The sequence below is a fragment of the Rhizobium phaseoli genome, from assembly GCF_003985125.1.
Classification (GTDB): Bacteria; Pseudomonadota; Alphaproteobacteria; order Rhizobiales; family Rhizobiaceae; genus Rhizobium; species Rhizobium phaseoli.
On sequence record NZ_ML133574.1, the window covers coordinates 165,876 to 178,505 of the forward strand.

6 protein-coding genes are annotated in these 12,630 nt (G+C 60.4%); 5 read left to right on the plus strand and 1 reads right to left on the minus strand.

The window, feature by feature from the left end; genetic code table 11:
* The first annotated feature begins 60 nt into the window (after window positions 1–60).
* A complete protein-coding gene (gene rpoB / locus EFD56_RS18515) occupies window positions 61–4,200 on the plus strand; it encodes a DNA-directed RNA polymerase subunit beta (RefSeq protein ID WP_004669077.1) in 4,140 nt (1,379 codons plus the stop codon).
* 188 nt (window positions 4,201–4,388) lie between these two features.
* Window positions 4,389–8,597: a DNA-directed RNA polymerase subunit beta' gene (rpoC, locus tag EFD56_RS18520; protein ID WP_012483479.1), complete on the plus strand. Its 4,209-nt coding sequence runs from the start codon at window positions 4,389–4,391 to the stop codon at window positions 8,595–8,597.
* Between the two features lie 179 nt (window positions 8,598–8,776).
* On the opposite strand, the gene EFD56_RS18525 is transcribed toward rpoC, so the two are convergent.
* Window positions 8,777–9,070 (minus strand): transcriptional regulator, encoded by a 294-nt coding sequence (locus EFD56_RS18525; protein ID WP_126905951.1) that lies wholly within the window; start codon window positions 9,068–9,070, stop codon window positions 8,777–8,779.
* Between the two features lie 499 nt (window positions 9,071–9,569).
* Here EFD56_RS18525 and rpsL point away from each other — a divergent pair, with 499 nt between their 5' ends.
* The 3 genes from rpsL (at window position 9,570) to fusA (ending at window position 12,618) form a co-directional block, all read left to right on the plus strand.
* Entirely contained in the window at window positions 9,570–9,941 is a 372-nt protein-coding gene (rpsL, locus tag EFD56_RS18530; protein WP_003547537.1) for a 30S ribosomal protein S12, read from the plus strand.
* Between the two features lie 77 nt (window positions 9,942–10,018).
* Entirely contained in the window at window positions 10,019–10,489 is a 471-nt protein-coding gene (rpsG, locus tag EFD56_RS18535; RefSeq protein WP_004669085.1) for a 30S ribosomal protein S7, read from the plus strand.
* Window positions 10,490–10,518: 29 nt separating this feature from the next.
* A complete protein-coding gene (gene fusA, locus EFD56_RS18540) occupies window positions 10,519–12,618 on the plus strand; it encodes an elongation factor G (protein WP_004669087.1) in 2,100 nt (699 codons plus the stop codon).
* Window positions 12,619–12,630 lie beyond the last annotated feature (12 nt).

Genomic DNA, 12,630 nt, shown 5'->3' on the forward strand with positions numbered 1-12,630 from the left:
CGACTGGCCATCGGTTCCCGTCCGTTGCAGGCCCGGGTGCAAGATTTTGAAGGAGCGACGATGGCTCAGACCCTTTCGTTCAACGGTCGCAGGCGCGTACGCAAGTTTTTTGGTAAGATCCCCGAAGTCGCAGAAATGCCGAACCTCATCGAGGTCCAGAAGGCGTCCTACGACCAGTTTCTGATGGTGGAAGAGCCGAAAGGCGGCCGGCCCGACGAGGGTCTTCAGGCCGTCTTCAAGTCGGTTTTTCCCATCACCGATTTCTCCGGCGCCTCGATGCTGGAATTCGTGTCCTACGAGTTCGAGCCGCCGAAGTTCGACGTCGACGAATGCCGCCAGCGCGACCTGACCTATGCCGCGCCGCTGAAGGTGACGCTGCGCCTCATCGTGTTCGATATCGACGAGGATACCGGCGCCAAGTCGATCAAGGACATCAAGGAACAATCCGTCTACATGGGCGACATGCCGCTCATGACCAACAACGGCACGTTCATTGTCAACGGCACCGAGCGCGTCATCGTCTCCCAGATGCACCGTTCGCCGGGCGTCTTCTTCGACCATGACAAGGGCAAGAGCCATTCGTCCGGCAAGCTGCTCTTTGCTGCCCGCGTCATTCCCTATCGCGGCTCCTGGCTCGATATCGAATTCGACGCCAAGGACATCGTCTATGCCCGTATCGACCGCCGCCGCAAGATTCCGGTGACGTCCCTGCTGATGGCGCTCGGAATGGACGGCGAGGAAATCCTCGACACCTTCTACACGAAGTCGCTCTACAAGCGCGACGGCGAAGGCTGGCGCATTCCCTTCAAGCCGGAAACGCTGAAGGGTGCCAAGGCGATCACCGAGATGGTCGACGCCGATACCGGCGAAGTCGTCGTGGAAGCCGGCAAGAAGCTGACCCCGCGTCTGCTGCGTCAGCTTTCCGATAAGGGCCTGAAGGCCCTGAAGGCCGGCGACGACGATCTCTACGGCAACTACCTTGCCGAAGATATTGTCAACTACTCGACCGGTGAAATCTACCTCGAAGCCGGCGACGAAATCGACGAGAAGACGCTTGGCATCATTCTGTCGAACGGTTTCGACGAGATCCCGGTTCTCGGCATCGACCACATCAATGTCGGCGCCTATATCCGCAACACGCTGTCGGCCGACAAGAACGAGAACCGTCAGGACGCTCTGTTCGACATCTACCGCGTCATGCGTCCGGGTGAACCGCCGACCATGGAATCGGCCGAAGCCATGTTCAACTCGCTGTTCTTCGACGCGGAGCGTTACGACCTCTCCGCCGTCGGCCGCGTCAAGATGAACATGCGTCTCGACCTGACCGTCGAAGACACCGTCCGCATCCTGCGCAAGGACGACATCCTTGCCGTGGTGAAGATGCTGGTCGAACTGCGCGACGGCAAGGGCGAGATCGACGACATCGACAACCTCGGCAACCGCCGCGTCCGCTCGGTCGGCGAGCTGATGGAGAACCAGTACCGTCTCGGCCTGCTGCGCATGGAGCGCGCGATCAAGGAACGCATGTCCTCGATCGAGATCGATACGGTCATGCCGCAGGATCTGATCAACGCCAAGCCGGCTGCCGCAGCCGTGCGCGAATTCTTCGGTTCCTCGCAGCTCTCGCAGTTCATGGACCAGGTCAACCCGCTCTCGGAAATCACCCACAAGCGCCGCCTTTCGGCTCTTGGCCCGGGCGGTCTGACCCGCGAGCGCGCCGGCTTCGAAGTCCGCGACGTGCATCCGACCCATTACGGCCGCATCTGCCCGATCGAAACGCCGGAAGGCCCGAACATCGGTCTGATCAACTCGCTTGCGACCTTTGCCCGCGTCAACAAGTATGGCTTCATCGAAAGCCCGTACCGTCGCATCGTCGACGGCAAGGTGACGAACGACGTGCTCTACCTCTCCGCCATGGAAGAGGCGAAGTATTACGTCGCTCAGGCCAACGCCGAGATGAACCCTGATGGTTCCTTCGTCGACGAATTCGTCGTCTGCCGTCATGCCGGCGAAGTTATGCTGGCGCCCCGCGACAGCATGAACCTGATGGACGTTTCGCCGAAGCAGGTCGTTTCGGTCGCAGCCGCGCTCATCCCGTTCCTGGAAAACGACGACGCCAACCGCGCCCTCATGGGCTCGAACATGCAGCGTCAGGCCGTGCCGCTGCTGCGCGCCGAAGCACCGTTCGTCGGCACCGGCATGGAGCCGGTCGTCGCCCGTGACTCGGGTGCTGCCATCGGCGCCCGCCGCGGCGGCGTGGTCGACCAGGTCGACGCGACCCGTATCGTTATCCGCGCCACGGAAGACCTCGAAGCCGGCAAGTCCGGCGTCGATATCTACCGCCTGCAGAAGTTCCAGCGTTCGAACCAGAACACCTGTGTCAACCAGCGCCCGCTGGTCACCGTCGGTGACGTCGTCAACCGCGGCGACATTCTCGCCGACGGCCCGTCGACCGATCTCGGCGACCTGGCGCTCGGCCGCAACGCGCTCGTCGCGTTCATGCCCTGGAACGGCTACAACTACGAAGACTCGATCCTGCTCTCCGAGCGGATTGTTGCCGACGACGTGTTCACCTCCATCCACATCGAAGAATTCGAAGTGATGGCGCGCGACACCAAGCTCGGTCCTGAGGAAATCACCCGCGATATTCCGAACGTTTCGGAAGAAGCGCTGAAGAACCTCGACGAAGCCGGCATCGTCTATATCGGCGCCGAAGTTCAGCCGGGCGATATCCTCGTCGGCAAGATCACTCCGAAGGGCGAAAGCCCGATGACGCCGGAAGAAAAGCTTCTGCGCGCCATCTTCGGCGAAAAGGCCTCCGACGTGCGCGACACCTCCATGCGCATGCCGCCCGGCACCTACGGCACGATCGTCGAAGTTCGCGTCTTCAATCGCCATGGCGTCGAGAAGGACGAGCGTGCGATGGCGATCGAGCGCGAAGAGATCGAGCGTCTTGCCAAGGACCGCGACGACGAGCAGGCGATCCTCGACCGTAACGTCTACGGCCGTCTGATCGATATGCTGCGCGGCCAGGTCTCGATTGCCGGCCCGAAGGGCTTCAAGAAGGGCACCGAGCTTTCGAACGCCGTCGTCTCCGAATATCCCCGCTCGCAGTGGTGGATGTTCGCGGTCGAGGACGAGAAGGTCCAGAGCGAACTCGAAGCGCTCCGCGGCCAGTACGACGAATCCAAGTCGCGCCTTGAGCAGCGCTTCATGGACAAGGTCGAGAAGGTCCAGCGCGGCGATGAAATGCCTCCGGGCGTCATGAAAATGGTCAAGGTCTTCGTCGCCGTGAAGCGCAAGATCCAGCCGGGCGACAAAATGGCCGGCCGTCACGGGAACAAGGGCGTGGTCTCGCGCATTGTGCCTGTCGAGGACATGCCGTTCCTTGAAGACGGCACGCATGTCGACGTCGTTCTGAACCCGCTCGGCGTGCCTTCGCGCATGAACGTCGGCCAGATCCTCGAAACGCACCTGGGCTGGGCTTGTGCCGGCATGGGTCGCCAGATCGGCGAATTGATCGAAGCCTACAAGGCGAACGGCAATATCGAGCCGCTGCGCAAGACCATCGGCGATGTCGTCGGTGCCGGTCCGAAGGCCGAGCAGGTCCACGAATTCGACGATGAGTCGGTTCTGCGTCTTGCCGACCAGTGGAAGCGCGGCGTTTCGATTGCAACGCCTGTTTTCGACGGTGCCAACGAAGGCGACGTCAACGACATGCTGCGTCTGGCGGGTCTCAAGGACACCGGCCAGTCGACGCTCTATGACGGCCGTACCGGCGAGCAGTTCGACCGCCAGGTCACGGTGGGCTACATCTACATGCTGAAGCTCAACCACCTGGTCGACGACAAGATCCATGCCCGTTCGATCGGTCCTTACTCGCTCGTTACCCAGCAGCCGCTGGGCGGCAAGGCGCAGTTCGGCGGTCAGCGCTTCGGCGAAATGGAAGTCTGGGCGCTGGAAGCTTACGGCGCGGCCTACACGCTGCAGGAAATGCTGACGGTGAAGTCGGACGACGTCGCCGGCCGTACCAAGGTCTACGAAGCCATTGTCCGCGGAGATGATACGTTCGAAGCCGGTATTCCGGAAAGCTTCAACGTTCTCGTCAAGGAAATGCGCTCGCTGGGCCTCAGCGTCGAGCTTGAGAACACCAAGCTTGACGAGGCGCAGGCAACCCAGTTGCCCGACGCGGCCGAGTAACCATTGATAGGGCGTGCGCTGCCATGCGGCGCACGCCGGTCCCGCCGGACGCCGCATCCATGTCGGCCCGGAAGGGAAGTTTCGCCGCATCTTGCGGTTATTCTCGTTTAAGCGAGGGAGGCGGCTCCCGGGAAATTGCCGCTGACCATCGCATTTTGAGGGCGCTTTAGCCCATGAAGGAGACAGGCATGAACCAAGAGGTCATGAATCTTTTCAATCCGCAGGTGCCTGCACAGAATTTCGATTCCATTCGGATTTCGATCGCGTCTCCGGAGAAGATCCTCTCCTGGTCGTACGGTGAGATCAAGAAGCCGGAAACCATCAACTACCGCACGTTCAAGCCGGAACGCGACGGTCTGTTCTGCGCGCGCATCTTCGGGCCGATCAAAGACTACGAATGCCTGTGCGGCAAGTACAAGCGCATGAAGTACAAGGGCATCATCTGCGAAAAGTGCGGCGTCGAAGTCACGCTGTCGCGCGTTCGCCGTGAGCGCATGGGCCATATCGAGCTCGCCGCTCCCGTTGCCCATATCTGGTTCCTGAAGTCGCTTCCGTCACGCATTTCGACGCTGCTCGACATGACGCTGAAGGATGTCGAGCGCGTCCTCTATTTCGAAAACTACATCGTCACCGAGCCGGGCCTGACCGCTCTGAAGGAGCACCAGCTTCTCTCGGAAGAAGAGTACATGCTCGCCGTCGATGAATACGGCGAAGACCAGTTCACCGCGATGATCGGCGCCGAGGCGATCTACGAGATGCTGGCCTCGATGAACCTCGAAAAGATCGCTGGCGACCTGCGCTCCGAGCTTGCCGACACCACGTCGGATCTCAAACAGAAGAAGCTCATGAAGCGCCTGAAGATCGTCGAGAACTTCATGGAGTCGGGCAACCGTCCGGAATGGATGATCATGAAGGTCGTCCCGGTCATTCCGCCGGATCTGCGTCCGCTCGTTCCGCTGGATGGTGGTCGTTTCGCGACCTCGGACCTGAACGATCTCTATCGTCGCGTTATCAACCGTAACAACCGTCTGAAGCGCCTGATCGAGCTTCGCGCCCCGGGCATCATCATCCGCAACGAAAAGCGCATGCTGCAGGAATCGGTTGACGCGCTGTTCGACAACGGCCGCCGCGGCCGCGTCATCACCGGCGCCAACAAGCGTCCGCTGAAGTCGCTCTCCGACATGCTGAAGGGCAAGCAGGGCCGCTTCCGCCAGAACCTGCTCGGCAAGCGCGTCGACTATTCCGGCCGTTCGGTCATCGTCACTGGTCCGGAACTGAAGCTGCATCAGTGCGGCCTGCCGAAGAAGATGGCGCTCGAACTGTTCAAGCCGTTCATCTATGCCCGTCTCGACGCCAAGGGTTACTCCTCGACCGTCAAGCAGGCCAAGAAGCTGGTCGAGAAGGAAAAGCCTGAAGTCTGGGATATCCTCGACGAGGTCATCCGCGAGCATCCGGTTCTCCTGAACCGTGCGCCGACGCTGCACCGCCTGGGCATCCAGGCCTTCGAACCCACCCTGGTCGAAGGCAAGGCGATCCAGCTGCACCCGCTCGTCTGCACGGCCTTCAATGCCGACTTCGACGGTGACCAGATGGCCGTTCACGTGCCGCTGTCGCTCGAAGCCCAGCTCGAAGCCCGCGTGCTGATGATGTCGACCAACAACATCCTGCATCCGGCCAACGGCGCGCCGATCATCGTTCCCTCGCAGGACATGGTTCTCGGCCTCTATTACCTGTCGATCCTCAACCAGAACGAGCCAGGCGAAGGCATGGCCTTCTCCGATCTCGGCGAGCTGCATCACGCCCTCGAGAGCAAGGTCGTGACGCTGCACACCAAGATCCGCGGCCGCTTCAAGTCGGTCGACGAGGATGGCAAGCCCTACTCGAAGATCTATGAGACGACGCCCGGCCGTCTTCTCATCGGCGAACTGTTGCCGAAGAACGGCAAGGTTCCCTTCGACATCTGCAACCAGGAAATGACCAAGAAGAACATCTCCAAGATGATCGACACGGTCTACCGCCATTGCGGCCAGAAGGACACGGTCATCTTCTGCGACCGCATCATGCAGCTCGGCTTTGCTCATGCCTGCCGCGCCGGCATTTCGTTCGGCAAGGACGACATGGTCATTCCGGCCACCAAGGCGAAGATCGTTGCCGACACCGAAAACCTGGTGAAGGAATACGAGCAGCAGTACAATGACGGTCTGATCACCCAGGGCGAGAAGTACAACAAGGTTGTCGACGCCTGGGGCAAGGCAACCGAAAAGGTCGCCGAAGAGATGATGGCCCGCATTAAGGCTGTCGAATTCGATGAGAACACCGGCCGTCAGAAGCCGATGAACTCGATCTACATGATGTCCCACTCCGGCGCCCGCGGCTCTCCGAACCAGATGCGCCAGCTGGGCGGTATGCGCGGCCTGATGGCCAAGCCGTCGGGTGAAATCATTGAGACGCCGATCATCTCGAACTTCAAGGAAGGTCTGACCGTCAACGAGTACTTCAACTCGACGCACGGCGCCCGTAAGGGTCTCGCAGACACCGCGTTGAAGACCGCCAACTCCGGTTACCTGACCCGCCGTCTTGTCGACGTTGCGCAGGACTGCATCGTCACGCATGTCGATTGCGGAACCGAAACCGGTCTGACGATGACGGCGATCGTCGACGCCGGCCAGGTCGTCGCCTCGCTCGGCGCCCGTATCCTCGGCCGCACGGCGCTCGACGACATCGATCATCCGGTCACCGGCGAACGTATCGTCGATGCCGGCAAGATGATCCTCGAGCCTGATGTCATCGAGATCGAGAAGGCCGGTATCCAGTCGATCCGCATCCGTTCGGCGCTCACCTGCGAAATCCAGACGGGTGTCTGCTCGGTCTGCTACGGCCGCGACCTCGCGCGCGGTACGCCTGTCAACATGGGCGAAGCCGTCGGCGTCATCGCCGCTCAGTCGATCGGCGAGCCGGGAACCCAGCTCACCATGCGTACCTTCCACCTTGGCGGTACGGCAACCGTGGTCGACCAATCGTTCCTCGAAGCCTCGTACGAAGGTACGGTGCAGATCAAGAACCGCAACGTGCTGCGCAACTCGGAAGGCAGCCTCGTTGCCATGGGCCGCAACATGACCGTCCAGATCCTGGACGAGCGTGGCGTGGAGCGCTCCTCGCAGCGCGTCGCCTACGGTTCGAAGTTGCATGTCGATGAAGGCGACAAGGTCAAGCGCGGCCAGCGTCTGGCCGAGTGGGATCCTTACACCCGCCCGATGATGACGGAAGTGGCTGGTACGGTTCAGTTCGAAGACCTCGTCGACGGTCTCTCCGTTCTCGAAGCGACCGACGAATCCACCGGCATCACCAAGCGTCAGGTCATCGACTGGCGTTCGACCCCGCGCGGTTCGGACCTCAAGCCGGCGATCGTCATCAAGGACGCCAGCGGCAATGTCGCCAAGCTGTCGCGCGGCGGTGACGCTCGCTTCCTGCTCTCGGTTGACGCCATTCTGTCGGTTGAGCCGGGCACGAAGGTCTCCCAGGGTGACGTTCTCGCCCGTTCGCCGCTCGAAAGCGCCAAGACCAAGGACATCACCGGTGGTCTGCCGCGTGTTGCCGAACTGTTCGAAGCGCGCCGTCCGAAGGATCACGCCATCATCGCTGAGATCGATGGTACGATCCGCCTCGGCCGCGACTACAAGAACAAGCGTCGCGTCATCATCGAGCCGGCGGAAGACGGTGTCGAGCCGGTCGAATACCTGATCCCGAAGGGCAAGCCCTTCCACCTTCAGGACGGCGACTATATCGAAAAGGGTGATTACATCCTCGACGGCAACCCGGCTCCGCACGACATTCTGGCGATCAAGGGCGTGGAGGCACTCGCTTCCTACCTCGTCAACGAAATCCAGGAAGTCTACCGTCTGCAGGGCGTTGTCATCAACGACAAGCACATCGAGGTGATCGTCCGTCAGATGCTGCAGAAGGTGGAAATCACCGACGCAGGCGACTCGACCTATATCGTCGGCGACAATGTCGACCGGATCGAGCTCGAGGACGTCAACGACCACCTGATCGAACAGGGCAAGAAGCCCGCCCATGGCGATCCGGTTCTGCTCGGCATCACCAAGGCGTCGCTGCAGACCCCGTCCTTCATCTCGGCCGCGTCCTTCCAGGAAACGACCAAGGTGCTGACGGAAGCCGCGATCGCCGGCAAGACCGATGGCCTGCAGGGTCTGAAGGAAAACGTCATCGTCGGCCGCCTCATCCCGGCCGGTACCGGCGGCACCATGACCCAGATCCGCCGTATCGCCACCTCGCGCGACGAGCTGATCCTCGAGGAGCGTCGCAAGGGCACCGGTGCAGCCGTTGCCACTCCGATGCTGCAGGACATGGCTGAAAAGGCCCCGGCCGCGGAATAATCCGCGGCTGACATCCCGGACTTAAGATACGAATTGAAAAACCGCCCGGAGCGATCCGGGCGGTTTTCATTTTGCTATGCTCTGGTCGATCCGGCGGGGAGGGGGCGAACTGCGTGTCTTGGAGGTCCTGGAGGCGAGCGCAGCACTCGCCCCTGCGGTCTCGCCGCCGGCCGCTCCCCTCAGCTGAACCGGATGATCGCGACCTCGCCGTCGACCGCGCCCTGATAGGCCGAGGCATGCGGCTCTTCGGCCGGAACTTCGGTCAGCATGCCGATCTGTTCGAGATCGGCCTCGATGAAGCCTTGCTCGGCAAGGGCGTTCAAGGCTTCGCGCACGGCCGTATCGTCGTCGGGCGCCTTCAGCATGATGTGCAGGTCGATGCCTTCGCTGGAGTCGGACTCATAGCCTTTGCCGATGATGATGAAGATCATCGGCCCGTCGAAATTGTTGTCGTTATCCGGTGTCGTGATCATCGCTGTCCTTCGGCTTTCGTGACGATTCGATCGCTCGAATCCTGCTATGAGGGCTTAACGCCGCAATTACTGATTCCTTAACTGCTTTTGTTGCGATGCCCAAGTTTTTATCTTGGATCACACCCGTGCATTCGTCTAGAAGGGTGAAAACAGGGCATCCGGCCCGCATATCAAGGCGATACGGCGAGTTTATTTCTTAACCGGCCTTGACGAGAGGGGTGGAAACCAGTAGTACCCCGCCCATCAGATCCCATGTGAGGCTTGGCTGTTCGGGGCGACGCGCCCTGAAGTTCACCTCAAACAAGGTTCTAAACGCACGTTGAAGTCATGATGCTGCACGCATGACGCATGATTTTATGCGTCCTCTGCTCCTTGTGGTCCATCTGCGGAAGCGGATCGGGCCATATTTTGCGCATTGAAGCGAAAACATGCGTCATTGCCGGAGACGGCGCGAGTTCAAGCCCGCAAGGGTACTGAGATAAACGTAAGGGATGGTTGAATGCCTACCGTAAACCAGCTGATCCGCAAGCCTCGCCAGGCGAACGTAAAGCGTAATAAGGTTCCCGCTCTCCAGGAGAACCCGCAGAAGCGCGGCGTTTGCACGCGCGTCTACACGACGACGCCGAAGAAGCCGAACTCGGCTCTGCGTAAGGTCGCCAAGATCCGCCTGACCAACGGCTTCGAAGTCATTGGTTACATCCCCGGTGAAGGTCATAACCTTCAGGAACACTCCGTCGTGATGATCCGCGGCGGCCGCGTCAAGGACCTTCCGGGTGTCCGTTACCACATCATCCGCGGCGTTCTCGATACCCAGGGTGTCAAGAACCGCAAGCAGCGCCGCTCCAAGTACGGCGCGAAGCGTCCGAAGTAATTCGGTTTTGAATAGTCCGGCGCTGCGCGAGGTCCTCCGCGTGATGAAGCGCCTTAACGGTTGAAGAGACGAAAAGTATGTCCAGACGTCATAAAGCAGAAAAGCGTGAGATCAATCCGGATCCGAAGTTCGGCGATCTCGTTGTCACCAAGTTCATGAATGCCATCATGCTCGATGGTAAGAAGTCCGTTGCTGAAAACATCGTCTATGGTGCGTTCGACGCCGTTCAGGGCAAGTCCAAGCAGGAGCCGCTTTCGGTTTTCCATTCTGCGCTCGACAACATTGCCCCGCACGTTGAAGTCCGTTCGCGCCGCGTCGGTGGTGCGACCTACCAGGTTCCGGTCGACGTTCGTCCGGAGCGCCGCCAGGCCCTCGCCATTCGCTGGCTGATCGCCGCCGCCCGCAAGCGCAACGAAACGACCATGATCGATCGTCTTTCCGGCGAACTGCTCGATGCGTCCAACAACCGCGGCTCCGCCGTCAAGAAGCGCGAAGACACGCACAAGATGGCTGACGCCAACCGCGCGTTCTCGCACTATCGCTGGTAATTCCGAACGGTATCGAAAGGCAGTCCACAATGGCTCGCGAATATAAGATCGAAGACTACCGCAATTTCGGTATCATGGCGCATATCGACGCCGGCAAGACCACGACCACCGAGCGTATCCTTTACTACACCGGCAAGTCGCACAAGATCGGCGAAGTCCACGACGGCGCAGCCACCATGGACTGGATGGAGCAGGAGCAGGAGCGTGGCATCACGATCACGTCTGCTGCCACCACGACCTTCTGGAAGGGCCGTGACGGCAAGATGCGCCGCTTCAACATCATCGACACTCCCGGCCACGTCGACTTCACCATCGAAGTCGAGCGTTCGCTGCGCGTTCTCGACGGTGCGATTGCTCTTCTCGATGCCAACGCAGGCGTAGAGCCGCAGACGGAAACCGTCTGGCGTCAGGCTGAGAAGTACAATGTTCCGCGCATGATCTTCTGCAACAAGATGGACAAGACCGGCGCTGACTTCTACCGCTCCGTCGAGATGATCAAGACCCGTCTTGGTGCGACCGCCGTCGTCATGCAGCTGCCGATCGGCGCCGAAAGCGATTTCAAGGGCGTTATCGACCTCGTCGAGATGAACGCTCTGATCTGGCGCGATGAATCGCTCGGCGCCCAGTGGGATGTCGTCGAAATCCCGGAAGACCTAAAGGCCAAGGCTGAAGAATATCGCGAAAAGCTGATCGAGACGGTTGTCGAGATCGACGAAGCTGCGATGGAAGCCTACCTCGAAGGCAACATGCCCGACAACGATAAGATCCGCGAGCTCGTTCGTCGCGGCACGATCGACGTCAAGTTCCATCCGATGTTCTGCGGCACCGCCTTCAAGAACAAGGGCGTTCAGCCGCTGCTCGACGCCGTTGTCGACTACCTGCCGTCGCCGCTCGACATTCCGGCGATCAAGGGCATCGACTTCAAGACCGAAGCCGACATCGAGCGTCACGCAGACGACGCAGAGCCGCTTTCGATGCTGGCGTTCAAGATCATGAACGACCCCTTCGTCGGTTCGCTCACCTTCGCACGCATCTACTCCGGCAAGCTCGAAAAGGGTTCGTCGGTTCTGAACACGGTCAAGGACAAGCGCGAGCGCGTCGGCCGTATGCTGCAGATGCACTCCAACTCGCGTGAAGACATCGAAGAAGCCTTTGCGGGCGACATCGTTGCTCTCGCCGGCCTCAAGGAAACCACCACTGGCGATACGCTCTGCGATCCGCTGAAGCCGGTTATCCTGGAGCGCATGGAATTCCCCGAGCCGGTCATTCAGATCGCCATCGAGCCGAAGTCCAAGGGCGACCAGGAAAAGATGGGCCTTGCGCTCAACCGCCTGGCTGCTGAAGACCCGTCCTTCCGCGTGAAGACGGATCAGGAATCCGGTCAGACGATCATTGCCGGCATGGGCGAACTGCACCTCGACATCATCGTCGACCGCATGCGCCGCGAGTTCAAGGTTGAAGCAAACGTCGGTGCGCCGCAGGTTGCTTACCGCGAAACCATCACGCGCCAGACCGAAGAAGACTACACGCACAAGAAGCAGACCGGTGGTACCGGCCAGTTCGCCCGCGTCAAGATCATCTTCGAACCGAACCCGGAAGGCGAAGATTTCAAGTTCGAGTCCAAGATCGTCGGTGGTTCTGTTCCGAAAGAATACATCCCGGGCGTTCAAAAGGGTATCGAAAGCGTTCTGTCTTCGGGTCCGCTCGCTGGCTTCCCGATGCTCGGCGTCAAGGCGACGCTCATCGACGGTGCCTTCCACGACGTCGACTCGTCGGTTCTGGCGTTCGAAATCGCTTCCCGCGCCTGCTTCCGTGAAGCAGCCAAGAAGGCCGGTGCTCAGCTCCTCGAGCCGATGATGAAGGTCGAAGTCGTCACCCCGGAAGATTACGTCGGCGACGTTATCGGCGACCTCAACTCCCGCCGTGGCCAGATCCAGGGTCAGGAAACCCGCGGTATCGCTGTCGTCATCAGCGCCAACGTTCCGCTGGCGAACATGTTCAAGTACGTCGACAACCTGCGCTCCATGTCGCAGGGCCGTGCTCAGTACACGATGACCTTCGATCACTATGCGCCGGTCCCGTCGAACGTCGCAACCGAAATCCAGGCAAAGTATTCCGGTCAGAAGTGACCGGAATACCAA